Source organism: Arthrobacter sp. SLBN-112 (assembly GCF_030944625.1).
Taxonomy (GTDB): Bacteria; Actinomycetota; Actinomycetes; order Actinomycetales; family Micrococcaceae; genus Arthrobacter.
Genome location: NZ_JAUSXY010000001.1, coordinates 1,504,589 through 1,528,444, shown reverse-complemented (window position 1 = coordinate 1,528,444; position 23,856 = coordinate 1,504,589). Strand labels below are relative to the sequence as shown.

The 23,856-nt window shown below is 65.8% G+C and carries 21 protein-coding genes and 2 pseudogenes; 12 read left to right on the top strand and 11 right to left on the bottom strand.

Annotated features, from left to right (window positions below; genetic code table 11):
• Positions 1-104: 104 nt before the first annotated feature.
• Positions 105-1,481 carry an 8-oxoguanine deaminase gene (locus QF050_RS07190; RefSeq protein ID WP_308929822.1) on the top strand — a complete coding sequence of 459 codons (1,377 nt, stop codon included), beginning with the start codon at positions 105-107 and terminating at the stop codon, positions 1,479-1,481.
• Between the two features lie 39 nt (positions 1,482-1,520).
• Complete coding sequence (gene ligD, locus QF050_RS07185) at positions 1,521-2,765, top strand: non-homologous end-joining DNA ligase (protein ID WP_308929821.1); 1,245 nt, start codon at positions 1,521-1,523, stop codon at positions 2,763-2,765.
• A 4-nt stretch (positions 2,766-2,769) separates the two neighbouring features.
• Here ligD and QF050_RS07180 read toward each other — a convergent pair whose 3' ends face one another.
• Both QF050_RS07180 and QF050_RS07175 read right to left on the bottom strand, forming a co-directional pair.
• Complete coding sequence (locus QF050_RS07180; RefSeq protein WP_308929820.1) at positions 2,770-3,792, bottom strand: family 16 glycosylhydrolase; 1,023 nt, start codon at positions 3,790-3,792, stop codon at positions 2,770-2,772.
• A 218-nt stretch (positions 3,793-4,010) separates the two neighbouring features.
• Positions 4,011-4,196, bottom strand: a complete 186-nt coding sequence (locus QF050_RS07175) for a hypothetical protein (protein ID WP_308929819.1) — start codon at positions 4,194-4,196, stop codon at positions 4,011-4,013.
• A 348-nt stretch (positions 4,197-4,544) separates the two neighbouring features.
• Between QF050_RS07175 and pucL the strand changes: the two genes are divergently transcribed.
• Complete coding sequence (gene pucL / locus QF050_RS07170) at positions 4,545-5,453, top strand: factor-independent urate hydroxylase (RefSeq protein ID WP_308929818.1); 909 nt, start codon at positions 4,545-4,547, stop codon at positions 5,451-5,453.
• Positions 5,454-5,581: 128 nt separating this feature from the next.
• Positions 5,582-7,102, top strand: a complete 1,521-nt coding sequence (locus QF050_RS07165; protein WP_308929817.1) for a nucleobase:cation symporter-2 family protein — start codon at positions 5,582-5,584, stop codon at positions 7,100-7,102.
• Between the two features lie 89 nt (positions 7,103-7,191).
• Here QF050_RS07165 and QF050_RS07160 read toward each other — a convergent pair whose 3' ends face one another.
• Positions 7,192-7,947 carry an IclR family transcriptional regulator gene (locus QF050_RS07160; protein ID WP_308929816.1) on the bottom strand — a complete coding sequence of 252 codons (756 nt, stop codon included), beginning with the start codon at positions 7,945-7,947 and terminating at the stop codon, positions 7,192-7,194.
• A 221-nt stretch (positions 7,948-8,168) separates the two neighbouring features.
• Here QF050_RS07160 and QF050_RS07155 point away from each other — a divergent pair, with 221 nt between their 5' ends.
• From QF050_RS07155 to QF050_RS07140, 4 genes are read left to right on the top strand one after another with little or no spacing between them, the layout of a single operon-like run.
• A complete protein-coding gene (locus QF050_RS07155; protein WP_308929815.1) occupies positions 8,169-9,611 on the top strand; it encodes an NAD-dependent malic enzyme in 1,443 nt (480 codons plus the stop codon).
• A 35-nt stretch (positions 9,612-9,646) separates the two neighbouring features.
• Positions 9,647-11,245, top strand: a complete 1,599-nt coding sequence (aceB, locus tag QF050_RS07150; protein ID WP_308929814.1) for a malate synthase A — start codon at positions 9,647-9,649, stop codon at positions 11,243-11,245.
• 1 nt (position 11,246) lies between these two features.
• Positions 11,247-12,521 carry an aldolase gene (locus tag QF050_RS07145; protein ID WP_308929813.1) on the top strand — a complete coding sequence of 425 codons (1,275 nt, stop codon included), beginning with the start codon at positions 11,247-11,249 and terminating at the stop codon, positions 12,519-12,521.
• Positions 12,522-12,537: 16 nt separating this feature from the next.
• On the top strand, positions 12,538-13,350 hold the full coding sequence (locus tag QF050_RS07140) for a bifunctional allantoicase/(S)-ureidoglycine aminohydrolase (RefSeq protein WP_308929812.1): 813 nt from the start codon (positions 12,538-12,540) through the stop codon (positions 13,348-13,350).
• Between the two features lie 83 nt (positions 13,351-13,433).
• Here QF050_RS07140 and QF050_RS07135 read toward each other — a convergent pair whose 3' ends face one another.
• Positions 13,434-14,615, bottom strand: a complete 1,182-nt coding sequence (locus QF050_RS07135) for a zinc-dependent alcohol dehydrogenase (protein ID WP_308929811.1) — start codon at positions 14,613-14,615, stop codon at positions 13,434-13,436.
• A 193-nt stretch (positions 14,616-14,808) separates the two neighbouring features.
• On the opposite strand from QF050_RS07135, the gene QF050_RS07130 reads away from it, so the two are divergent.
• Positions 14,809-15,057 (top strand): hypothetical protein, encoded by a 249-nt coding sequence (locus tag QF050_RS07130; RefSeq protein WP_308929810.1) that lies wholly within the window; start codon positions 14,809-14,811, stop codon positions 15,055-15,057.
• Positions 15,058-15,076: 19 nt separating this feature from the next.
• Here QF050_RS07130 and QF050_RS07125 read toward each other — a convergent pair.
• The 3 genes and pseudogenes from QF050_RS07125 to QF050_RS07115 all read right to left on the bottom strand — a co-directional run bounded on the left by QF050_RS07125 (position 15,077) and on the right by QF050_RS07115 (position 18,002).
• Positions 15,077-15,789, bottom strand: a pseudogene (locus QF050_RS07125) (HAD family hydrolase).
• The gene (locus QF050_RS07120; RefSeq protein WP_308929809.1) at positions 15,789-16,079 is read right to left on the bottom strand and encodes a hypothetical protein; all 291 of its coding nucleotides are present in this window, start codon (positions 16,077-16,079) and stop codon (positions 15,789-15,791) included. Before QF050_RS07120 ends, QF050_RS07125 begins: the two are co-directional and overlap by 1 nt.
• Before the next feature lie 114 nt (positions 16,080-16,193).
• Positions 16,194-18,002, bottom strand: a complete 1,809-nt coding sequence (locus QF050_RS07115; RefSeq protein ID WP_308929808.1) for a glycoside hydrolase family 15 protein — start codon at positions 18,000-18,002, stop codon at positions 16,194-16,196.
• A gap of 40 nt (positions 18,003-18,042) precedes the next feature.
• Here QF050_RS07115 and QF050_RS07110 point away from each other — a divergent pair, with 40 nt between their 5' ends.
• Positions 18,043-18,774: a DUF72 domain-containing protein gene (locus QF050_RS07110; protein WP_308929807.1), complete on the top strand. Its 732-nt coding sequence runs from the start codon at positions 18,043-18,045 to the stop codon at positions 18,772-18,774.
• Positions 18,737-19,916: pseudogene (locus tag QF050_RS07105) on the top strand (App1 family protein). Before QF050_RS07110 ends, QF050_RS07105 begins: the two are co-directional and overlap by 38 nt.
• A 26-nt stretch (positions 19,917-19,942) precedes the next feature.
• Here QF050_RS07105 and QF050_RS07100 read toward each other — a convergent pair.
• The 3 genes from QF050_RS07100 to QF050_RS07090 form a co-directional block, all read right to left on the bottom strand.
• Complete coding sequence (locus QF050_RS07100) at positions 19,943-21,490, bottom strand: family 1 glycosylhydrolase (RefSeq protein WP_308929806.1); 1,548 nt, start codon at positions 21,488-21,490, stop codon at positions 19,943-19,945.
• A gap of 95 nt (positions 21,491-21,585) precedes the next feature.
• Positions 21,586-21,963 (bottom strand): hypothetical protein, encoded by a 378-nt coding sequence (locus QF050_RS07095; protein ID WP_285248439.1) that lies wholly within the window; start codon positions 21,961-21,963, stop codon positions 21,586-21,588.
• A 96-nt stretch (positions 21,964-22,059) separates the two neighbouring features.
• Entirely contained in the window at positions 22,060-22,485 is a 426-nt protein-coding gene (locus QF050_RS07090; protein ID WP_308932119.1) for an HSP20 family small heat-shock protein, read from the bottom strand.
• 142 nt (positions 22,486-22,627) lie between these two features.
• Here QF050_RS07090 and QF050_RS07085 point away from each other — a divergent pair, with 142 nt between their 5' ends.
• Positions 22,628-22,942: a MerR family transcriptional regulator gene (locus QF050_RS07085; RefSeq protein ID WP_308929805.1), complete on the top strand. Its 315-nt coding sequence runs from the start codon at positions 22,628-22,630 to the stop codon at positions 22,940-22,942.
• Between the two features lie 34 nt (positions 22,943-22,976).
• Here the strand turns inward: QF050_RS07085 and QF050_RS07080 are convergent, their stop codons facing one another.
• Positions 22,977-23,774, bottom strand: coding sequence for a phosphatase PAP2 family protein (locus QF050_RS07080; protein ID WP_308929804.1), 798 nt, complete (start codon positions 23,772-23,774; stop codon positions 22,977-22,979).
• Positions 23,775-23,856: the final 82 nt, after the last annotated feature.

Genomic DNA, 23,856 nt, shown 5'->3' with positions numbered 1-23,856 from the left:
GCTAATCTCGTCGGACCCGCGGCCCGGCCGCGGCCACCTGGATCAGCAGACAGGGCCTCACTGAGCTGGAACAACTGCCACCGCGCTCAGGACAGGAACATCCCATGCACCAGCCCATTCCCACACCCGCACCCCGGCTCTGGATCCGGAATCCGCAGGCCGCGTTCACCGCCAACAGCCTTGATGCTTCAGGCGGGGTGGTGGTCAGCGGCGGCCTCATCACCGAGGTTCTGGCCGCCGGAGAGCGGCCGTCCGAACCATGCGCCGAGATGTTCGACGCCGGCAGCCACGTGCTGCTGCCGGGACTGATCAACACGCACCACCACTTCTACCAAACCCTCACCCGCGCCTGGGGTCCGGTGGCCAACGCCCCGCTGTTCCCCTGGCTGCAGAACCTCTACCCGGTCTGGGCCCGGCTCACGCCCAAGGACGTGGAGCTCGCCGCCACCGCGGCCCTCGCGGAGCTACTGCTCAGCGGCTGCACCACCGCGGCCGACCACCACTACCTCTTTCCTGCCGGCTTGGAGGATGCCATCGACATCGAGGTGGCGGCGGTGCGCCGGCTGGGCATGCGGGCCACGCTCACGCGCGGCTCCATGACGCTGGGAACGGACGACGGCGGCCTGCCGCCGCAGTCAACGGTCCAGGCTCCGGAGGTTGTGCTGGCGGACAGCGAACGGCTGATCGGCGCCTACCACGAACGCGGGGAGGACGCGATCATCCAGATCGCCCTGGCGCCGTGTTCACCGTTCTCCGTCACCAAGGAAATCATGGCCGAGAGCGCTGCGCTCGCCGAACGGCTGGACGTCCGGCTGCACACCCACCTGGCCGAAACCCTTGACGAGGAGGACTTCTGCCGGGAGATGTTCGGGCTGCGGACCGTGGATTACCTGGACAGCGTGGGCTGGTTGACGGACCGCACCTGGCTGGGGCACGGGATCCACTTCAGCGACGCGGAGATCACCCGCCTCGGCTCGGCGGGGACCGGCGTCGCCCATTGCCCCACCTCCAACATGCGGCTCGCCTCGGGCACGGCCCGGGTCCTGGAACTTGAGGACGCGGGCGTGCCGGTGGGGCTGGGAGTGGACGGCTCTGCGTCGAACGATGCCTCCAACATGATCTTGGAGGCCCGGCAGGCGCTGTACCTCCAACGCCTGCGTTATGGCGCCGATGTCCCGGTGGAGCGGGCACTGGGTTGGGCCACCCGGGGCTCGGCCGCAGTGCTGGGCCGCCCCGGGCTGGGCCAGTTGGCTCCCGGGATGCAGGCTGACCTGGCCCTGTTCAGGCTTGATGACCTGCGCTTCTCCGGCAGCCACGACCCCGTCGCCGCCCTGCTGCTGTGCGCCGCCGACCGCGCCGACCGGGTGATGGTGGGTGGCAGGTGGCGCGTCGTGGACGGGCAAATCCCCGGCCTTGACATCGCAGGGCTCATCGCGGAGCACTCAGCCGCGGCAAAGCGCCTGGTAAACGGAGGCCGGTGAACGGCTGACACGGGTCCGGGCCACTGCTACCGTGGCGGCATGACTCCGTCAAAGACGCCGGCCGAGATCCTGGACATCGAGGGTGTTGAGGTCCGGATCTCGAGCCCGGACAAGGTGGTATTCCCGGAGCCCGGGCTGACCAAGCTCGACCTGGTGCGGTATTACCTTGCAGTTGCGGACGGAGCGCTCCGGGGTGCGGGAGGCCGGCCGATGGTGCTCAAGCGGTTCCCCAAGGGCATCAACGCCGAACCCTTCTTCCAAAAGCGCGTGCCGGAGAACCACCCGCCCTTCGTCGACACCACCACACTGCATTACGCGTCCGGCACGTCGGCGGAGGAAGCAGTGATCCGGGATGCGGCGGGCCTGGCCTGGGTGATCAACCTTGGCTGCCTCGATCTGAATCCGCATCCCGTGCGGGCCGAAGACCTGGAGCACCCGGACGAACTGCGGGTGGACCTCGATCCGATGCCTGGCGTCGACTGGTCGCAGATCGTGGACGTCGCCTACGTGGCCCGGGAGGTCCTGGACGACGTGGGGTTGGTCGGATGGCCTAAGACCAGCGGGTCCCGCGGGTTGCATATCCTGGTGCGCATCGCCCCCCAGTGGTCGTACCGCGATGTCCGGCTCGCCGCCGAAACCCTTGCGCGGGAGGTGGAAAACCGCGCTCCAGGACTCGCCACGGCACGGTGGTGGAAGGAGGAGCGCGGCGAGAGCGTGTTCGTGGACTTCAACCAGAACGCCAAGGACCGCACCGTTGCCTCGGCCTACTCGGTCAGGCCCCTGCCGGACGCCCGGGTGTCCACCCCGCTCACGTGGGAAGAGGTCCGTACCGCCCGGCCGGAGCAGTTCACGGTGCAGACGGTGCCGGAGCGCTTCGCGAACATCGGGGACCCGCACGCCGGGATCGATGATGCCGTGGGCGCACTCGACGGACTCCTCGCCCTGGCCGAAAGGCTGGGCCCGGCGGAGAAGGCTCCCCGCGCCGGCAATGGAACCGGACGCCGGCAGTCCCTCATGCCGCTCATCGAGGTGGCCCGGACCAAGACCAAGCCCGAGGCCCTGGCAGCCCTCGATCAGTGGAAGGCCGGGCACCCCGCGGCAGTGGGCGCGCTCGAGCCGGCCGACGTCCTTGTCGATGGGATGCGCGGATCCAGCTCACTGTGGTACCGGGTCCGCGTGAACCTCCAGCACGTCCCTGAGGATGAGCGGCCGCCGCAGGAAGAGCTCATCGCCGACTACGACCCCTGGGCCGGCAAGCAGTGGCCGGGGCGGCCCGGCTCCTGAGGGGTTACTGCCAGGCCCGTACCCAGTCCACCCGGACCGCGCCATCAGGGCCCAGAGTTTGCCGGTCGCCCCAAAGGCCAACGTTCAGTATCAGGTAGTGCGGAGCATTGCCGTCGGTTGTGCTGTAACTGAAAACGAGCTTGCCATCGAAGTAAATGTCATTGGCGCCGATCTTCCGGAGAACGCCATATGTGTGGTAGTTACCAGCCCAACAACCAAGGACAGATTTCGCGATGTCACGGCCTTCGGCGTGATACACACTCGTCGCGATACCTTCCAGGGGCTCCGCAATGTCTATCTCGCCAGTGCTGGGAAACTTCTGCCCGGTGGTCCACCAGGCGGGCCAATTGTCGGTGCCGCCCGAGCAGGTACCGGGAAAGTAGATCCTGGCTTCGACGTATCCCGTGGTGTATTGGAAGCCCACGTGGCCGGGAACCCCATCCTTGGGGTTGGTGGACAGCAGCCCCCCGGAGTCGGAGTCGGAGAGTTGGAGGACGGCCTCGCCATTGGCGACCGTGACGTTGCTGGAACAGGTCTTGACACCGTTCATCTTGGATTCAGGATGACAGTCCCTGAACCAGTAGGGAGTCCATACTGCAGGGTTCAGCGTATTGAACTCCTCGTCGAACGCCAGATGCCAGGAGCCGGGGACTCCCGCGGGCCCCAGTCCCTGGCTGGACACCACCGGCTTGCCTTTCAACGACTCATCATGGGCCGTGTCATCGGCGGGCGGCGCGTCGGAGGGTGCGGCGTCCGCCGGCGCTGCGGCCTGGCCGGTGGAGGCATCCAGTCCGGGCGCTGCCGCGGAATCCGTAGGCGCTGCCGGCGCATCAGTCCCGGGAGCACCTTGAGCTCCCGGAGTCCCTGGAGTTCCTGAGGGCGTAGGAACGATGACACCGGGAGAACCGGAGGCCGCTTCAGCGGAATCCGCGGACAGGCCGGGTTCCGCGGTGGTGCGGACCGCGCTGGCCGAAAGACCTCCGATCACCAGGAGGCAGCACACGCATTGCAGCAGGCGGGTCTTCACGGGCAAGCCCCGCATGGGCCACGTCGGGAACCGGACTGCTCCATAATGTCGCGCATCCTTGCCTCCCTGGCGCTCAGTGGCATCCGGCCCGGGCAGCCGCGCAAGCCCAGCTCCGGTCCACTACTTACCGCCTCAGGCTATGGGAGTTACCGGTGGGGGTCGCCAGTAGCGACTACCTGTGTTTGCCGGCGCGGTTCCGCAGGTACGCAGGGCGGTACTCAGATCCGCCGGCCGAATACCGGCAGCGAGTGGACCCAGCGCGAGAAGCGCCCGCGTTCGTGGTGCCGTTCCTCCGGCACATACAGGTCCGGGTCAATGCCGCCGCCGAGCGGGAGGTAGAACTCCGGCGCTCCGGTTCCCGCGGCCGGGGCGGCCGGCACGGGAGGGGTGTCCTGCTGGTACATCGAAACCTCCTTATTTCATATTACGGAAAGCAAATTCTGCTATGTGAAAGTCTAGAAGCGCGACCGTCGGCGCGTCAACAGTCCAACGGCACCTCCCCCCGGCCGCTCCGGTCACAATCTAAATTTTGGAGTTGTGATGTACACCACCGGCCGGCGGGGGTACGCTGGTAGGCAACTCGTGGCGCAGGTCACGTAACCTGGGAGCAGCAGGCAGGGTCGTAATGAGCTGGCATCAATGGATGCCGGCTCTTTTTTGTTGGGTCGGCTCCACCGGAAACGCGCTTGAAACGCGCGCTTAATTTCAGTGATGGAACCTTGGTTCCACTTACCGGAGATTGGGAAAAGACCATGAGCAGCAAGATCATCCTCGGCGAAAACCAGTACGGCAAGGCCGAAGTCCGCGTCGTCAAGATCACCAGGGACACCAACCGGCACGAGATCGAAGACCTGAACGTTACCTCGCAATTGCGGGGCGACTTCGCCGCGGCCCACCTTGAGGGCGACAACGCCCACGTGGTGGCCACGGACACCCAGAAAAACACCATCTACGCCTTCGCCCGGGACGGCATCGGCTCACCGGAAGCCTTCCTGCTGCGCCTCGGCGAGCACTTCACCTCCAGTTTCGACTGGGTCACCGGCGGCCGCTGGGAAGCCGAGTCCTACAGCTGGAACCGCATCCAGGCGCACGGCAGCGAACACGACCACTCATTCGTCCGCAACGGCCAGGAAGTCCGTACCGCCGTCCTGGTCCGCGATGGCGCCACCAGCCACCTGATCTCCGGCCTGAAGGACCTGACGGTCCTGAAGTCCACAGAGTCCGGCTTCGTGGGCTACCCCCGCGACCGCTACACGACGCTTCCGGAGACCACCGACCGCATCCTCGCCACGGACGTCTCGGCCCGCTGGCGTTTCAAGACCGGTACCGACTTCAGCAGCCTGGACTTCAACAAGAATTACGACGACGTCAAGGGCCTCCTGCTCGAAGGCTTCACCGAAAAGTACTCCCATGCCCTGCAGCAGACACTGTTCGACATGGGCACCAAGGTGCTTGAGGCGCACAGCGAGATCGACGAAATCAAGTTCTCGATGCCCAACAAGCACCACTTCCTGGTGGATCTCTCGCCGTTCGGCCTGGACAACCCCAACGAGGTCTTCTTCGCAGCCGACCGCCCGTACGGCCTGATCGAGGCCACCGTCCAGCGCGAGGACGCTGCGGCAGCTCCGGCTGGCTGGTCCGGCATCGCCGGCTTCTGCTAAAGCACCATCCCAGGGTTTCGGCTGGCTCAACCACCAACCATCGGTGGTTGAGCCAGCCGCAATCCACCTGTTAGCCAGACACAAGTTAGCCAGACGATGACGTCTGCCATGAACCAAGAAAGTCTGCCATGAACACCAAGAAGAAACTGGCCGCCGCGGCCGCCGGTAAAGGGGCCAAGGGCCGCCCGGAGGACCAACGACTCCCGATCGGAAGCACGTTTGCCTACGGCTTCCAGCACGTCCTGACCATGTACGGCGGCATCATCGCCCCTCCCCTGATCATCGGCGCAGCCGCCGGAATGAACTCCCAGGACATAGGCCTCCTCATCGCGGCCTGCCTCTTCGTCGGCGGCCTTGCCACCATCCTGCAGACCGTCGGCGTTCCATTCTTCGGCTCGCAACTGCCGCTGGTGCAGGGGGTCTCCTTCGCCGGCGTCTCCACCATGGTGGCCATCGTGCACGGCGGCGGCGGGATCCAGGCAGTCTTCGGATCCGTCATTGCTGCCTCCCTGATCGGCCTGCTGATCACTCCACTGTTCTCGAAGATCATCCGCTTCTTCCCACCCGTCGTGACCGGAACCGTGATAACCACCATCGGCCTGACGCTGATGCCAGTGGCCGCGAACTGGGCCATGGGCGGCAACAACAAGGCTCCGAACTATGGCAGCGTGGCCAACATCGGCCTGGCCGCCGGCACCATGGGCATCGTCCTGCTCCTGAGCAAGGTGGGCAGCGCCGCCATCTCCCGGCTTTCCATCCTCCTTGCCATGGTCCTGGGCACCCTCATCGCCCTGGTTTTCGGCATGGCCGACTTCTCCAAGGTGGGCCAGGGCGAGATCGTCGCCTTCCCCACCCCCTTCGCCTTCGGGCCGCCCACGTTTGAGTTGGCTGCCATCATCTCGATGCTGATCGTCATCCTGGTCACCCTGACGGAAACGTCCGCGGACATCATCGCGGTAGGCGAGATCGTAGGCACCAAGGTGGATTCCAAGCGGATCGGCAACGGCCTGCGCGCGGACATGCTCTCCAGCGCCGTGTCCCCCCTCTTCAACTCCTTCACCCAGAGCGCCTTCGCACAAAACGTGGGCCTGGTGGCCATCACCGGCGTCAAGAGCAGGTTCGTGGTCAGCGCCGGCGGCGTGATCCTGGTGGTCCTCGGCCTGCTGCCCGTCCTGGGCCGCGTGGTGGCAGCGGTGCCGACACCCGTCCTGGGCGGTGCCGGCGTCGTGCTCTTCGGCACAGTGGCTGCCAGCGGCATCCGGACCCTGTCCAAGGTGGATTACAAGAACAACATGAACCTGATCGTGGTGGCCGCTTCCATCGGCTTCGGGATGATCCCCATCGCCGCGCCCACGTTCTACGACCAGTTCCCTTCCTGGTTCGGCACCATCTTCCACTCCGGCATCAGCTCGGCCGCCGTCATGGCCATCCTGCTGAACCTGCTGTTCAACCACTTCCGCGCCGGAAATTCGGATAACCAGTCCGTCTTCGTCGCGGGCACCGAACGGCTGGTCAAGGCGGAGGACATCCGCTGCCTTGCGGACGGCGACCGGTTCGAGAACGGCAAGCTCATCGACTGCGACGGAAAGGAAGTCCCGGTCCAGGCATCAGAAACGGTCCAGTCATCCGACAAGGCGTCGGAACACTGACCCTGCCTGAAACCGTCGACGGCGGCCCGCTCCGAAAGGAGCGGGCCGCCGTCGTGCGTGGTTGGCACAGCCTTTGCAGGCCGGGTGCCTCAGGTGTGGTTGAGCTCGCGGGAGATGGCCTCCGCGGCTTCGCGGAGGATGGGGACGGCTTTGTCGGCGAAGTTCTCGTCCACCCGGGACACCGGACCGGAGACCGAGATAGCTGTGGGCGTGGGGGCGTTGGGGACCGCCATCGCGAAGCAGCGGACGCCGAGCTCCTGCTCCTCCTCGTCGATGGAGTAGCCCCGCTCGCGGATGAGCTTGAGGTCGGCCAGGAGTTCCTCGACGTCGCCAATGCTCTTGGCCGTGGGCGTGGGCATCCCGGCGCGGGCCACGATGCCGCGGACAGTGTCGTCGTCGAGCTGGGCCAGGATGGCCTTGCCCACGCCGGTGGCATGGGTATGGGCGCGCCGGCCCACCTCCGTGAACATGCGCATGGAGTGCAGCGACGGGACCTGGGCCACGTAGATCACCATGTCCGAATCAAGCACGGCCATGTTGGAGGTCTCCCCGAGGCGGTCCACCAGGGTTTTGAGCTGCGGGCGGGCCAGGGCGCCGAGCTGCTTGTTGGCGCCTTCGCCCAGCCGGATCAGCCGGGGCCCCAGGGCATAGCGCCGGTTGGGCAGCTGCCGGATATAGCCGAGCGATACCAGCGTGCGGAGCAGGCGGTGGATGGTGGGCAGGGGCAAATCGGTCGAGGACGACAGCTCACTGAGCGTGACGTCGCCGCCGGCATCCGTGATGAGCTCCAGCAGCTCGAAGACGCGCTCCACCGACTGCACTCCGCCGGAGGCTTTTTCTGCCATTCCGTTGTCTCCTATGGCTCGGAATCCGACAACTCTTATCCACATCGTGAAAAGAGTTGCTTAGAACACCCAACATACAGCACGGCAGGACGCACGGCGACGTCCCTCAGCAGTCACATCACAAAGGGGTTGTGTTTCCATAAAGTAGATAATAATATCCATAATACGAAAACATTCGGATCAGAGCAGAAGCCGGACAAGGCCTAACAGGAGGACATTCAATGGCGAACCCCAGCCCCGGAAATTCGATCACCCTGCGCGTGGAAGCGCCGTCGAGCTTCAGCGCCACCAGCGAGCTTGCAGCGGCCGTGGGAGCAGCCGGCGCCGCAATCACCGCGCTGGACGTCACCGAGTCCCACCACGAGACCCTCGTCGTCGACGTCACCTGCAACACCACCGACGACGCCCACGCAGCGCGGGTCAAGGACGCCCTTAACGCCCTCGATGGCGTTACCGTCCAGCATGTTTCGGACCGCACCTTCCTGATGCACCTCGGCGGCAAGCTCGAAGTGGTCCCGAAGGTCCCGCTGCGCAACCGCGACGACCTCTCGAGGGCCTACACCCCAGGCGTTGCCCGCGTCTGCCTGGCCATCGCCGAGGACCCCGCCGCTGCCCGCAACCTCACCGTCAAACGGAACACTGTCGCCGTCGTCACCGATGGCTCCGCCGTGCTGGGCCTGGGCAACATCGGCCCCGCAGCCGCCCTGCCGGTCATGGAGGGCAAGGCCGCCCTGTTCAAGCAGTTCGCCAACGTGGACGCGTGGCCGGTCTGCCTGGATACCCAGGACACCGAGGAGATCATCCGCACGGTCAAGCTCCTGGCGCCCGTGTTCGGTGGGGTGAACCTGGAGGACATCGCCGCTCCCCGCTGCTTCGAGATCGAGGCGCGCCTGCGCGAAGAACTCGACATTCCGGTGTTCCACGACGACCAGCACGGCACCGCCATCGTGACCCTCGCGGCCCTGGTCAACGCCCTGCGCGTGGTGGACAAGAAGATCGAGGACGTAAAGATCGTGGTCTCCGGCGTTGGCGCTGCCGGTTCGGCGATCATCCAACTGCTCAAGGCCCAAGGCGCACGCCACATCGTGGCCGCAGGCCGTTCCGGTGCCATCCACAAGGGCGAGAAGTACGACGACGGGCACCGCACCTGGATCGCGGAAAACACCAACGAGGAAGGTTTCTCCGGCAGCCTGCACCAGGCCCTGGCAGGGGCGGACGTCTTCATCGGCGTCTCCGCCCCGAACATCCTGGACGAGGAGCACGTCGCCTCCATGGCAAAGGACTCCATCGTTTTCGCCATGGCAAACCCCACGCCCGAGGTGGACCCGGCCATCGCATCCCGGCACGCCGCCGTCGTGGCCACCGGCCGCAGCGACTTCCCCAACCAGATCAACAATGTCCTGGCCTTCCCGGGCCTCTTCCGCGGGCTCCTGGACGTCGGAGCCAGCGACATCACCCCGGAAATGCTGGTGGCCGCCGCGGAGGCAATCGCCAACCGGGTGAATGATAATGAGCTCAATGCCAGCTACATCATCCCGAGCATCTTCGACCCGCACGTGACCGCCAACGTCGCGGCAGCCGTCGCAGCCGCGGCACACGCCTCAAACGTGGCAACGGCGGCCGATTCCGCCAAGGAGCCGGTGGCCGCACTGGCCTCCGCCTGACCGCCCCGACTTCCCGCACAAGGAAAGGACCAGAAATGGCCATCACCGTCACAGATCCCCGGCCGATCAACCGCGCAGAGGAGATCCTCACGCCCAAGGCTCTGGCCTTCGTGGAGGAGCTTCACAACCGGTTCGCCGGCACCCGCAACGAGCTCCTGGCGGCACGCGCCGTCAAGCGGCAGCGGGTGGCAGAAACCGGCAAGCTGGACTTCCTGCCGGAGACACAGGACGTGCGCGACGGCGACTGGAAGGTTGCGCCCGCCCCCGCAGCCCTGCAGGACCGCCGGGTTGAGATGACCGGGCCCGCCTCGCCGGCGAAGATGGCCATCAACGCCCTGAACTCCGGTGCCAAAGTGTGGCTGGCGGACCTCGAGGATGCCAGCACCCCCACGTGGGCCAACGTCATCGATGCCATCCTGAACCTCCGCGACGCCGCCCAGGGCACTCTGAGCTACACCTCGGAGGAAGGCAAGGAGTACCGGCTCCGCACGGACGCGCCGCTGGCCGTCGTGGTGGCCCGGCCCCGCGGCTGGCACATGCAGGAGAAGCACCTGCTGCTCAACGGCGAGCCCGCCGTTGGCGCGCTGGTGGACTTCGGGCTGCATTTCTTCCACGTCGCCAAACAGCTGGTCCTCAACGGACAGGGCCCCTACTACTACCTGCCCAAGATGGAGAGCCACCTTGAGGCCAGGCTGTGGAACGACGTGTTCGTGTTCGCCCAGGACTACCTGGGCCTGCACCAGGGCACCATCCGGGCAACGGTCCTGATCGAGACCATTCCGGCCGCCTTCGAGATGGACGAAATCCTCTACGAACTGCGGGACCATGCCTCGGGCCTGAACGCGGGCCGCTGGGACTACCTGTTCAGCATCATCAAGTACTTCCGTGACGCCGGCGAGGAATTCGTCCTGCCGGACCGCGCGTCCGTGGTGATGACCGCACCGTTCATGCGCGCCTACACCGAACTCCTGGTCAAGACCTGCCACCGCCGCGGCGCCTTCGCCATGGGCGGCATGGCTGCGGTCATCCCCAACCGCCGCCACCCGGAAGTGACCGAAGCAGCTTTCGAGAAGGTGCGGGCGGACAAGACCCGTGAGGCAAACGACGGCTTTGACGGCTCCTGGGTTGCACACCCGGACCTGGTATCCACCTGCCGCGAGGTCTTCGACTCCGTGCTGGGGGACAAGCCGAACCAGGTGGACAAGCAGCGTCCGGAGGTTTCGGTCACCGCGGAGCAGTTGCTCGATGTCTCCTCCGCCGACGGCCAGGTCACCGAGGCCGGCCTGCGCCTGAACCTGTACGTGGCCGTGGCCTACACGGCGGTGTGGCTGTCCGGAAACGGCGCCGTGGCCATCCACAACCTGATGGAGGACGCCGCCACCGCGGAGATCTCCCGCTCACAGGTGTGGCAGCAGATCAGGAACAAGTCCATCCTGGCGGACACCGGCAACACGGTGACCAAGGAGCTGGTGGAGCGGATCCTGGGCGAGGAAACCGAGCGGCTCCGGACCGAATTCGGCGACGAGGCCTTCCGCCGCTACTACCAGCCGGCCAGCGAACTGATCGCGGACATCTGCCTTTCGGATGGTTACACGGACTTCCTCACCACCCCCGCCTACGAACTGGTGGGCTGAGATGGCAGCACCCAAGCCCTCACTTTCCGCGGCGGATCTCGCGCACATCGACGGGCAGTTGGCTGCCACGGACCGGCTGCTGGAGCAGAACTACCCCGGCGACGACGGCTCACGCCAGCCCGTGCACACGGTGTACGTGCCGGCGGACCGTTTCACGCCGTCGCTCGCCACGGACTGGGGTGCCCAGGCAACCGCGACGGCGGACGCGCACGGCGGCTTCGAAAAGCTGGGGCGGCTCCTGGGCCAGGACGCGGGCCACGCCGGGGCGGTGGCCGCCCGTGTGGCGGCGAAACTGGCCACCGAGCCAATCGAGGACCTGCGGCTGGACTTCGAAGACGGGTTTGGCGACCGGGGCGACGACGCCGAGGACACTGCCGCGGTGGCCGCGGCAGCAGCGGTGGCAACCGCCGTCGCGGCCGGGTCCGCTCCCCCGTTCATCGGCATCCGCTTCAAGTGCTTCGAAGCCGCCACCCGGGCCCGCGGACTCCGCACCCTCGACCTGTTCGTCTCCGGCCTTGCCGCCGCCGGCGAGCTGCCGGATGGGCTGGTGCTGACCCTGCCCAAGGTCACCACCGTGGCCCAGGTCCAGGCGATGGACTACGCCGTGTCCCGGCTGGAGGACGTCCACTCGCTGCCGGCCGGCCGCCTCCGCTTTGAGGTCCAGGTGGAAACGCCGCAGCTCATCCTGGGCCCGGAGGGCACCTCGCCGGTGGCACAGCTGCCGCACGCGGTGCCCGGCAGGATCAGCGGGCTGCACTACGGAACCTATGACTACTCGGCGTCGCTGCAGATCTCAGCCGAATACCAGTCCATGGAGCACCCCGTGGCCGACTTCGCCAAAGAGGTCATGCAACTGGCCGTGGCCGGTACCGGAATCCGGCTTTCCGACGGATCCACCAACATCATCCCGGTGGGCGACAACGTTGAGAACGCCTGGCAGCTGCACGGCCGGCTGGTGCGGCGGTCGCTGGAGCGCGGCTACTACCAGGGCTGGGACCTGCACCCGGCCCAGCTGGCCAGCCGGTTCGCGGCCACCTACGCCTTCTACCGGGAGGGCCTGCCGGCCGCAGCGGCACGGCTGCGCAACTACGTGGAGCGGACCGAAGGCGGCGTCATGGACGAGCCCGCCACGGCCCGGGCCCTGGCCGCGTTCGTGCTCCGCGGGGTCCAGTGCGGCGCCGTTGGTGCCGAGGAAGTCCAGGCGCTTGCCGGCGTCGGAATTCCGCAGCTTACCGGCCTGGCACACCCGCGGCTCGCCACCACTTCCAACTCCTAGGCAAAGGATCCCTTTCATGGGCAAGTACTACTCCCCCACCGGCGGACTGCCGCCGCAGACCCACCTGACCACCGAGCGCGCCATCGTGACCGAGGCGTACACGGTGATCCCCAAGGGCGTGATGACGGACATCGTCACGTCCAACCTGCCCGGCTTTTCGAACACCCGGTCCTGGATTATCGCCCGTCCCATCTCCGGCTTCGCCACCACGTTCTCCCAGTTGATCGTGGAAATCGGACCGGGCGGCGGCGCTCCCAAGGCGGAGTTCGAGGCCGGCGTCGAAGGTGTCATTTTCGTGACCCGCGGCAAGGTCAACCTCACCCTCGACGGTGAATTGCACCCGCTGGAGGAAGGTGGCTACGCCTACGCGGCTGCCGGTTCGGAGTGGGGCCTGGAGAACGTTTCGGACGACGTCGTGTCCTTCCACTGGATCCGCAAGGCCTACGAGCGGCTCGAAGGGTACGAGGCAAAGTCCTTCGTCACCAACGAAAAGGACGTGGAGCCCACGTCCATGCCGGACACGAACGACGTCTGGAAGACCACCCGATTCACGGACTCCAACGACCTGGCGCACGACATGCAGGTGAACATCGTGACCTTCCAGCCCGGCGGCGTCATCCCGTTCCCGGAAACCCACGTCATGGAGCACGGCCTGTACGTCCTGGAGGGCAAGGCCATGTACCTGCTGAACAACGACTGGGTGGAGGTGGAGGCAGGCGACTTCATGTGGCTGCGCGCCTTCTGTCCGCAGGCCTGCTACGCCGGCGGCCCGGGCGAGTTCCGCTACCTGCTCTACAAGGACATGAACCGCCAGGTGAAGCTCACCTAGGAACCCTCCGGTCTGCCCGGGAAGCAGCAGGGGCCATTACGGATGTCCGTAACGGCCCCTGCTTTTTGTGCCGGCAGCCGGGCTCACGCGCCCGGGTTGAGGACCACCTTGATGCAGCCGTCCTCTTTCTTCTGGAACTTTTCGTACAAGGCGGGCGCACCGTCAAGGCCCGCGCGGTGGGTTACAAGGTCCATCACACCCAGCGGCTCGGCGTCGTCCTCCACGAGGGGGAGCAACTGGTCCGTCCAGTTCCGCACATTGCACTGCCCCATCCGCACCTGCAGCTGCTTGTCGAACATGGTGAGCATGGGCAGGGGGCTGGCCTGGCCACCGTACACTCCGCTCAACGAGAGCGTGCCGCCGCGGCGTACCGCGTCAATGGAGGCGTGCAGCGCAGCCAAACGGTCCACCCCGGCCGTCTCCATAGCCTTCTGCGCGAGCTTGTCCGGCAGGAGTCCCAGCGCCTGGTGTGCAAAGCCCGCCACCGGCGAGCCGTGGGCTTCCATGCCGACGGCGTCCACCACCGCGTCCGGGCCACGTCCGGCGGTCATTTCCCGGAGTTCGTCCCCGATGGCCTTGCTGTAATCGAGCGTTTCGACGCCGTGCCGCGCCGCCATCTCCCGCCGTTCGGGAACCGGGTCAACGCCGATCACCCGGAAGCCCCGATGCACGCCGATCCGGGCAGCGAACTGGCCAACTGGTCCCAAGCCGAACACGGCAAGCGTGCCACCTTCCGGGACGTCCGCGTACTCCACGGCCTGCCAGGCAGTGGGCAGGATATCGGAGAGGAACAGGTACCGTTCGTCCGGAAGTTCGTTTCCGACCTTCACGGGACCGTAGTTGGCGTGCGGCACCCGCAGGTATTCAGCCTGGCCGCCGGGAACAGAGCCGTACAGTTCCGAGTAGCCGAATAGCGCCGCGCCGGACCCCTGCTCGGTGACCTGGGTGGTTTCACACTGGGATTGCAGGCCCATCTTGCACATGTAGCAAGAGCCGCACGAGATATTGAACGGGACAACAACACGGTCTCCTTCGCGGAGGTTGGTGACACCGCTGCCCACTTCTTCAACGATGCCCATGGGCTCGTGCCCGATGACATCACCCTTGTGCATGTAGGGGCCCAGGACCTCGTAAAGGTGCAGGTCGGAACCGCAGATGGCGGTGGAGGTGATCCGGACTATCGCGTCCGTCGGTTCCTGGATGACGGGATCGGGTACTTCTTCCACGCTTACCGACCGTTTTCCTTGCCACGTCAGTGCTTTCACAGTCTCCCTTTCGCTCTGTCTTGCCACAGGGGTTTCTCCGGCGCGCGGACCAGGACGCCTGCAGGCACCCTCTCTCCGACGCTATCGGCTTTACGCCTAAAAAGTAAGCATGCTGATGAAAACCTTGTGGGCGCCGTCGGCTGCTCCTAGCGTAGGAAGGGCAGGGAAGAAGACAACGTGAAAGAGGAACGCCATGTCGCTGTACCAGCCCGAACCGGTCGAGATCTCCACCCGTATACGTCCCGGCGAATGGACGGAAGAAAGCCTGGCGGAACTGGTCAGCACCTACCGCGCGCGGATCGCGGAAATGGGGGCACCCCCAACTGAGGTGGCAACGGACATTGAGCGGAACGACGACGGCTCGGTCAAGGTCGTGGTGTCATGGGTAAAGCCCGCCATCGCCGGCGACGAGGACTCGGTGCCCGGCGGCCAGCCGCTGTGACCGCCCTGCAATGCTGCCGTCAGGTGTTTGGCTGGAGCGCGAGCAGCCGACCGATAGCACTGGACCCAAGGTTTTCCAGCAGGTCGCGGGGGCCTTCATAGACCTCGACGGCGCCCGCGTCGCGCAGTTCCGTCGAGTTGATTCCGCCGCAGGTAACGCCGATCGCAGGAATGCCCAGCGCCGCCGCCGCCTTCATGTCCCACACCGCGTCACCGACATAGACCGCGTTCGTAGCGTCGACGCCAACGGCGGCCAGGCTGCCTCCAGGATGTCCGGCGCAGGTTTGCTTTCCTCCGCATCGTTGGCGCTGGTGGCGGCATCGATAAAGGCGTCGGCGTCCAGCACCGAGCGCATCACCTGCAGGTCCCTCTCCCGCGCCGAGGAGGCCAGCGCCACGGCCAGGCCGCCGGCGTGGCACTTGCCTAACAGTTCCTTGGCACCTGCGAAGGCACGAAGCGAGGGCCAGTTCGAGGCATACAGTGCGCCATGGCTGGCCATGATGTCCTCATCCTCGGCACGGTCCCGGCCGGACGGCAGGAGATTGTCCACCAACCGGGCGCCACCCATGCCGACGAAATGGTGGATGGCCGCCATGGGCACATCATGGCCGTACTGGCGGAACGCACCCCACCAGGCCATCGTGTGGATGTACGACGAGTCGATCAGCGTCCCGTCAACGTCAAAGAGGACTCCCCGGCGCGGGCCGCCAGGCGGTGAACCGGCAGCGGGCATCAGCCGACCGCCGCCCGCCGCACACCGGGCGCCTTCTTCCGTTTCGCGGCGTCCTCCTTGGGGGAACTGACAGGCCGCACCCGCTCGCGGATAACCGACCCCGCGCCGTCCAGGCTCTTGTCCCGGATCAGGCCCGTGCCCGCAATTTCCCTGGCCATGGCGATGCCTGCGACGGCCGCCCGCTTGGTGGGGAAGGTCACTGAAATGGCCATCAGGTTCCCGCTTCCGTCCATCATCCGGATCCGGTATCCGCCATCAGGGGCATCCACGAGTTCAAAAAATCCGGCCATAACTATCACTCCTCCATCAATCACGGCGCTGTGCTTGGGAGCACTCCATGAGGTATTAGTAAGTATACTTATCTATCCTGCGAAGGAGAAGTTACAGCCCCGGTCCGCGCCGCCTCAGCGCGAATCCGCCCGTTCCGGCGGAATGGGGGTGTCACTGCGCCGAACCGTATCCTGATGGAGCTCCAGGGCGCTAGTCACAAGCGCAAAGTGGCTGAAAGCCTGCGGCGTATTGCCCAGTTGGCGCTTGGCCTTCACCGCCCATTCCTCGCTCAACAGCCCTACATCGTTGCGCAGCTCAAGAAGCCGCTCGAAGAGTTCGCGCGATTCCTCATAGCGGCCGGCGCCGAGGAGCGCCTCCACAAGCCAGAACGAGCAGGCCAGGAAGACGCCCTCGTCACCCGGCAGGCCGTCGTCGCTTTGTTCCGGCCGGTACCGCAGCACGAACCCGTCCTGGGTCAGCTCGCGCTGGATCGCCTCGATGGTCCCCAGCACCTTGGGGTCATTCGGAGGCAGGAAGCCCACCCTGGGAATCAGCAGGAGGCTGGCGTCCAGTTCCGGACGGCCGTAGGACTGGACAAACGTGTTGCGCTCCGCGTCGAAGCCGTTGGCCAGGATGTCCTGCCGGATCCGGTCCCGCAGCGCCTCCCAGCGCTCCACCGGGCCAGGCAAGCCGGACTCCCGCACGCCCTTCACCATCCGGTCTGCAGCCACCCAGGCCATGACCTTGGAGTGCGTGAAGTGCCGCCGCGGCCCCCGCATCTCCCAGAGCCCATTGTCCGGCTGGTCCCAGATGGTCTCCAGGTGTTCCATCAGGGCAATCTGGACGTCCCAGGCCTCGTCCGTATGTTTGAGCAGCGAGTTCCGGGTCAGCGCAAGGCAATCAAGCACCTCACCCCACACGTCCAGCTGGAATTGCGCGGCAGCCGCATTTCCGATCCGCACCGGCGCGGAGTTCTCGTAGCCTTTCAGCCAGGGCAGTTCCATCTCCGGCAGCCGCCGCTCGCCGTGGATCCCGTACATGATCTGCAGGTCCGCGGGGTCTCCCGCAACGGCACGGAGCAGCCAGTCCCTCCAGGCGGCTGCCTCTGCCTTGTACCCGGCAGCCAACAGCGCCTGCAGGGTCATGGTGGCATCCCGCAGCCAGCAATAGCGGTAGTCCCAGTTGCGTTGGCCGCCCGGCTGTTCCGGCAGTGATGTGGTGACGGCGGCGACGATTCCCCCGGTGGGTGCGTAGGTGAGGGCCTTGAGCGTTATGAGGGAGCGCACCACGGCATCCTGGTACTTCCCTTCGACCGTGCATTGCGAGGACCAGCCCTGCCAGAACTCAAACGTGCTGTGCAGGACTTTCTCCGCATCCACGGAAACCGGCCGGCCCACGTGGCTTGGCGCCCAGGTCAGCACGAATGGCACTTTCTCGCCCGCATTCACTGTGAAGTCACTGACGGTGTGCATGTTCTCGCCATGCAGGGGTGCGGGAGTGACCAGGTAGACGGCGTCGGGACCGGCAATGGCGTGCAGCCCCCGCTTGTCTTTGCGCACCCAAGGCACAATATGCCCGTAGTCGAAGCGAAGCACCAACTCACCGTGCATCTTTACGCTGCCACTGACGCCTTCGACGATCCGGACGATGTCGGCCACCGAATCGCGGGGCGGCATGAAGTCGGTGACCCGCACCGTTCCGTCCGGGGTCTCCCACTCGGTATCCAGGATCAGGCTTCCGTCGCGGTAGCTTCGACGGGTGCAGGAACCACCCCCTTCCGGTGCCAGCAGCCAACGTCCGGAGTCCGGTGTATCCAGCAACGCGTTGAAGCACGCAGGGGAATCGAACCGCGGCAGGCAAAGCCAGTCGATCGAGCCTTCATTGCTGACGAGGGCACCTGTGTGAAGGTCGCCAACCACCGCATAATCCTCAATTCGCGCCATGACATTACCCTGCCACACAACACTGTAGGAATATCGAAGAATGACTGTGCACATCGGTACCTCCGGCTGGAGCTATGACCATTGGGAGAACGTCCTGTACCCGCCCGGGCTGCCGGTCCGGGACCGGCTCCAGTGCTACGTCGCCAGGTTCACCACGGTTGAACTGAATGCCAGTTTCTACCGGTGGCCCCGCGATACCACCTTCGCTGGCTGGAACAGGCGGCTGCCGCCGGGGTTCAGCATGTCCGTCAAGGCCCCGCGCGGCCTTACCCACGCCCGCAAGCTGTACGCACCGGAAGTCTGGGTGGAACGCATAGCCCGGTGCTGGCATGAGCTGGGGGATAAGCGTGCGGTGCTCCTGGTCCAACTGCCTCCGCAACTGAGCCGGGACGACGCACGGCTGGACTATTTCCTGGCCGCAGTTCCAGCCTGGATTCGGGTGGCCGTTGAATTCAGGCACCCCAGCTGGGACTGCCCGGAGGTGTTTGCGCTGCTGGAGCGGCACCAGGCGGCCTACTGCATCATGAGCGGCGCCAACCTGCCCTGCATCCTGCGCACCACCGCGCCGTTTACTTACGTCCGGCTGCACGGCCCGGACCATGAGCATTTGTACGGCGGCTCGTACTCGGATGTCGACCTGCATTGGTGGGCCGACCGGATCCGGGAATGGGACAGCGGAGGCCTTGACGTGTACGCCTACTTCAACAACGACGGCGGCGGGAATGCCGTGCGCAATGCCGAAACCCTGCGTGGGATCGTCGGCGCCGGCTGATCCGCGCTCCACCCTGTGGCAGAGTGGTGGCATGGACACGGCTCCCCAGCATCCGGCCCGGAAGACACGTAAACCCGCGCAGGCAGTACTGGCTCAGTACGCGCTCTCCGGGAACCAGGCCTTCCGGCTGGCGCACCGGCTCTCGGACGTCGTCAACGGCCTCCGGATCCGGCTGGCCAAGCGCTGGGGTTTCGTACCGCAGACCATTGCCTACCAGGGCTATGGTTCAACGTCCCGGGTGCGCGTGCTGGGCCGGGTACTGCTGACGCATAAGCCCCTGCCGGGAAGCAGGGCGGAGCAGGAGGCGAAAGACGGTAACCAGAACATCCGGGGCTGGCGTGCCTTCACCGGCGTGCCGCTGCAGTTTACCGACGTCGAGATCACCATCGGCAACGTCGTCACCCACGTGACGGCGGACCGGGGCGGCCTGATCGACACGGAAGTGGACGTCCAGCTTCCCCCCGGCTGGCACACCGCGGTCCTGCGCGCGAAGGGCACCGAACCGGAAGAGGCGCTGATCCAGGTGATCGCACCTGAGGTGGGATTCGGAATCGTCTCGGACATCGACGACACCGTCATGGTGACCGCGCTCCCCCGGCCGTTCCTGGCGCTGTGGAACACCTTCGTGCTCAGTGAACGGGCACGGAATGGCCACCCCGGGCATGGCGGTGCTGCTGGACCGGCTGACCATCGAGCATCCGGACGCCCCGGTCGTCTACCTGTCCACCGGCCCCTGGAACGCTGCACCCACGCTGGGCCGCTTCCTGACCCGGAACATGTACCCCAAGGGCGCGCTGCTGTTGACGGACTGGGGCCTGACCCAGGACCGTTGGTTCCGCAGCGGCCAGGAACACAAGCGGCGGAACCTGGAGCGGCTGGCCCAGGAATTCCCGGACATGCGGTGGCTCCTGATTGGTGACAACGGGCAGCACGATGAAGCCATCTACTCCGCGTTCGCCGCAGAAAACGCGGACAAAGTGGCAGCCATTGCCATCCGGCAGCTGTCCGTCAGTGAGTCTGTGTTCGCCGGGGGCCACTCCGAGGACGGCGACCACACCTCATCCAGGGTTCCGTGGATCTACTCCCCGGACGGCGCAGGCATCGCCAAGCAGCTGGCCATGCTGGACCTGCTCCGGGGCTGACCGGGAGCGGGGCCGGCCCGTCCGGCCTATGCGGTGGCACCCAGCGCCGCGCCGTCGTCGGGCGCTTCACTGCCGCCCAGGATCTCCGGAACAACCGCCTGGGCGATTGCTGCGTCTGCCGCCGCGGCCAGGTCCCTTTCCTCGATGAGCTCCTGGAACCAGAAGTATGAGGCTTTAGGCGTCCGCTCCAACGTTTCGAAGTCCACGTGCAGGAGGCCGAACGGTTGCTTGTACCCGGCGGACCACTCGAAGTTGTCCAGGAAGGACCATACGTAGTAGCCGCGCAGGTCCACCGATTCGGCTTCGCCGCCGGGAGCCGTGGCCTTCAATGCAGCCTCAAGGTGATCGGAGATGTACTTCAGCCGGCGCTCGTCCGGAATGAACCTGGTATTGGTCGACTTGTCCCGGACAATAATGTCCTCGAAGCTCGCACCGCCTTCGGTGATGATCACCGGAGGCAAGTTGGGGTACCGCTCCGCCATCTCCTTCAACGCGACCGCCATATACTCGGGCTTGACCGGCCACCCGTAAGCGGTAATGTCCGCTTCCGGCCACGCCTCCACGTGGAACGGTGTTGTACCGCCTCCTGCTGCGTTGAGGTCGCTCCCCATCGCCTCCGCCATGCTTTCGGGCACAGCACCGCTGCCGGGCCCCACGGCGACCTTGGTGGGCATGTAGTAGTTCAGCCCGTAGAAGTCCAAAGGTTGGGAAATGACCTGCATGTCCTCCTCGGGGTGTTCGAAGGAGCTGAAGAACTTGGCCGCCCGGATGAGGTCCGGATACCTGCCTGTCAGGACCGGGTCTGCGTACAGCCGGTTCTGGCCCAGGTCCATGAGCCCGGCGCTGATCTTGTCCAGCGGGTTGATGGAGTTCGGCACCATGGGCGAGTAGACGTTGGTCATGCCGATCTCGCCGGGCACCCCCGCGGCACGGAGGGCCTGGACCGCCAGGCCATGGCCGAGCAGCTGATGGTGGACGGTGGGAAACGCGCCCAGGGCCAGCTTCTTGCCGGGGGAATGCACTCCCAGTGAGTAGCCGTTGGCGCTCACCGTTGCCGGTTCGTTGATGGTGACCCAGCGGGCCACCCGGTCGCCGAACGCGTCGGCTACGAGGGCGGCGTACTCCCCCAGGCGGTAGGCCATGTCCCGGTTCATCCAGCCGCCCGCTTCGTCCAACTCCAATGGTGTGTCCCAGTGGTAGATGGTGGCCATGGGTGAGATCCCGTTGGCCAGGAGCTCATCCAGGAGCCGGTCGTAGAACGCCAGTCCGGCCCGGTTTGCGGGCCCGGTGCCGCCAGGCTGGATGCGCGGCCAGGAAAGGGAGAACCGGTAGGAGTCCACGCCAAGCTGCTTCAGCAGGGCCACGTCCTGCGGCATCCGGTGGTAATGGTCGGCGGCTACTGCCGGACTGTGCTCACCCACGATCACACCGGGCTTGGCGGCAAACACGTCCCAGCCCGCCTTCCCGCGGCCGTCTTCGTCCAGCGCCCCTTCAATCTGGAATGCTGCGGTTGCGACGCCAAGCGTGAACCCCGGAGGGATAAGCGCTGCGAGGTCCTTGGCGGATTTGTGCATGGGGGCCAGCCTTTGTTGCGGTGATTCGGGTACGTCTCAGGATTACACAGCGGGAACCGGCTGACGAGCAGCAACCCCCCGGCCGGCACCGCTGGTTACTGCGACCCGAACAGGAACTCCTTGGCGTGCGCCACCGCCTTGCGGAAGGCGTCATTGCGCAGGGTCACCAGATGCTCCGTGTCGCCGTCGGATGGTTCCAGGTAACCGGTGTAGCCCGGCCGCAGGACCCAGATATCGCCGGCAGGGGGCAGGTAGAACACGCCGAAGGACCGTTGCTGCGCCTCATCGGCCGTCCAGATCGGAACCACCGCCAGGGCGGCACCAGTGGCCGGGTTGATCCACTGCGCCCGCGGCATGGGCTGCTCATGGGCCTCGGGGTCCAGGAATGGCGCCGTTCCCGGCCCCCACCGCTGTTCGAAGCGCTCATGGAAGGCAGGGATCAGGGGTGAATCGTAGCGCCGCCACTCACTCATAAGGGTTTCCGCCTCCTTGGATGAATACGTCTGTGCCTGCCATGGCTGCCGGCGTCCCCGCCCGGAGGCAGGGGCGCCGGCGGAGTGCCACCGGTCCTAGGCGTTGATCTGCTGCATGCCGCCCTGTTGGGTCTGGATCTCGATCTTGCGTGGCTTTGCCTGCTGGGCCACCGGGATCCGCAGGGTGAGCACGCCTTGGTCGTAACCGGCCTTGATCTTGTCGGTGTCCAGGGTGTCCCCCAAAATCAGTTGGCGGCTGAACACTCCCCGGGGACGTTCCGACGCCACCAACTCCACATCGGGCTGCGTGGGGTCGCGGCGCTCAGCCCGCACCGTCAGGACGTTCCGTTCCACGTTCAGGTCCACAGAGTCCACGTCCACACCGGGAAGGTCGAACGCCACCACGAATTCGTCGTCTTCCTGCCAGGCGTCCATGGGCATGGCAGCCGGGCGGGCGGCGGTTCCCAAGACCTGCTGCGCAAGCCGGTCCAGCTCACGGAACGGGTCCGTACGCATCAACATCATTTCCCACTCCTTCAGCTTCAAGGTGTTGGATTTCCAGCTACCCACCACCCTTCTAATCTATGGTGGTGGATGTAGATTTTTTATAGCACCGGTGGGAAACTTAGGCAAGACGGCAAGCGAAGGTTTTTTGGGAGAACACATGGCGGAATCTGCAGCCGGCCGGCCCGGCCGTTCCCCCGGCCCGCGCGCCCTGTACGCCATCTCGGTAGCGGCGGAACTGACGGGTACGGGACAGCAAAACATCAGGCTGTACGAGGCCAAGGGGCTGCTGACGCCGTCCCGAACCGCGGGCGGAACGCGACAGTACAGCGAGGATGACATCGCCGTACTGCTGCGGATCGGCGAGCTCCTCCAGGAGGGCCTGAACCTGGCCGGTGTAGCCAAGGTCCTGGAGCTGGAGGCAGCAAACCTGAAACTGCACCGGGCGCTGAAACGGGCGCGGTCCAGGCCTTAGCGGGACAGGGAGTGAACCGGTTCCAGGGGCCGGTTCACTCCTGCGGTGATTCCGCTTTGGACAGCTCCCCTGTGATCGGTTCGCCTTCGATCCTGGCCGTCCGCCAGGTATCGAGTGCGATGACTCCGCCCAGGATCAGCAGCGAGAGAGAGAACGAAGCCAACGTGTCGGTGGGCCAGTGGTAGCCCAAATACAGGCGGCTGGCGATTGCCAGGACAATTCCGATTCCCGCGCCGATGAACCCGTAAACGGCTGCCCGGCGGTTCCGGCGGCGGGAGGCGATCAGGTACGCGCCCACCAGCAGGAAGTCGCAGGCACCCAGGACATGCCCGGATGGGAACGAGAAGGTCTGGTCGGCGCCAAACAACATCTGGTCCACAGGCGGGCGCGAGCGCTGGACGATGTGGAGGATGATCTGCGAAACGATCACGCCGGTCAGCATCGCAGATGCCAGCAGGATGGGCCGCCAGGCGTGTTTGGCTGCGAAGCCCCAGACCACGATCACCACCAACACGATGATGGGCAGGGCGATAGGGCCGAAGAAGATCGCCAGGAAGATCATGATGGCGGTCAGGGCCCCGGAACGCGTGGTCAGCAGCCAGTCATGCACGGGTTCGTCGGCCGCGGACAAGCCAGTGGCCTGCACCACGCTGACGAGCGTGGCGATAAAGAGCGCCAGCCCCACCACCGAGAGGATGACCGACGCCCGGTACAGCCTGCGACGGTCAGCCACGTCAACGTAGCGCTCCTCCACCACGAACTTCTCATTGAAGGCACGCCACTTGCCGGCATTGTGTTCCGCGGCCCCGGACCGTGCTGATTTTTCTACCAATGTGCTGCCTTGTCCCTGCCCCGTGATAAATGCTTAGGCTGAACACTATCCCGGTGACAGCCCATTCCTCCATCACGGCGCC

Excerpts from the sequence above, each read along its gene's own strand:
- QF050_RS07165 (WP_308929817.1), top strand. The coding sequence starts at position 5,582 with ATGAACACCAAGAAGAAACTGGCCGCCGCGGCCGCCGGTAAAGGGGCC.
- ligD (WP_308929821.1), top strand. The coding sequence starts at position 1,521 with ATGACTCCGTCAAAGACGCCGGCCGAGATCCTGGACATCGAGGGTGTT.
- pucL (WP_308929818.1), top strand. The coding sequence starts at position 4,545 with ATGAGCAGCAAGATCATCCTCGGCGAAAACCAGTACGGCAAGGCCGAA.
- QF050_RS07110 (WP_308929807.1), top strand. The coding sequence starts at position 18,043 with ATGACTGTGCACATCGGTACCTCCGGCTGGAGCTATGACCATTGGGAG.
- QF050_RS07190 (WP_308929822.1), top strand. The coding sequence starts at position 105 with ATGCACCAGCCCATTCCCACACCCGCACCCCGGCTCTGGATCCGGAAT.
- QF050_RS07145 (WP_308929813.1), top strand. The coding sequence starts at position 11,247 with ATGGCAGCACCCAAGCCCTCACTTTCCGCGGCGGATCTCGCGCACATC.
- QF050_RS07115 (WP_308929808.1), bottom strand. The coding sequence starts at position 18,002 with ATGGCGCGAATTGAGGATTATGCGGTGGTTGGCGACCTTCACACAGGT.
- QF050_RS07130 (WP_308929810.1), top strand. The coding sequence starts at position 14,809 with ATGTCGCTGTACCAGCCCGAACCGGTCGAGATCTCCACCCGTATACGT.
- QF050_RS07095 (WP_285248439.1), bottom strand. The coding sequence starts at position 21,963 with ATGAGTGAGTGGCGGCGCTACGATTCACCCCTGATCCCTGCCTTCCAT.
- QF050_RS07175 (WP_308929819.1), bottom strand. The coding sequence starts at position 4,196 with ATGTACCAGCAGGACACCCCTCCCGTGCCGGCCGCCCCGGCCGCGGGA.
- QF050_RS07085 (WP_308929805.1), top strand. The coding sequence starts at position 22,628 with ATGGCGGAATCTGCAGCCGGCCGGCCCGGCCGTTCCCCCGGCCCGCGC.
- aceB (WP_308929814.1), top strand. The coding sequence starts at position 9,647 with ATGGCCATCACCGTCACAGATCCCCGGCCGATCAACCGCGCAGAGGAG.
- QF050_RS07160 (WP_308929816.1), bottom strand. The coding sequence starts at position 7,947 with ATGGCAGAAAAAGCCTCCGGCGGAGTGCAGTCGGTGGAGCGCGTCTTC.
- QF050_RS07140 (WP_308929812.1), top strand. The coding sequence starts at position 12,538 with ATGGGCAAGTACTACTCCCCCACCGGCGGACTGCCGCCGCAGACCCAC.
- QF050_RS07120 (WP_308929809.1), bottom strand. The coding sequence starts at position 16,079 with ATGGCCGGATTTTTTGAACTCGTGGATGCCCCTGATGGCGGATACCGG.
- QF050_RS07100 (WP_308929806.1), bottom strand. The coding sequence starts at position 21,490 with ATGCACAAATCCGCCAAGGACCTCGCAGCGCTTATCCCTCCGGGGTTC.
- QF050_RS07155 (WP_308929815.1), top strand. The coding sequence starts at position 8,169 with ATGGCGAACCCCAGCCCCGGAAATTCGATCACCCTGCGCGTGGAAGCG.
- QF050_RS07090 (WP_308932119.1), bottom strand. The coding sequence starts at position 22,485 with ATGTTGATGCGTACGGACCCGTTCCGTGAGCTGGACCGGCTTGCGCAG.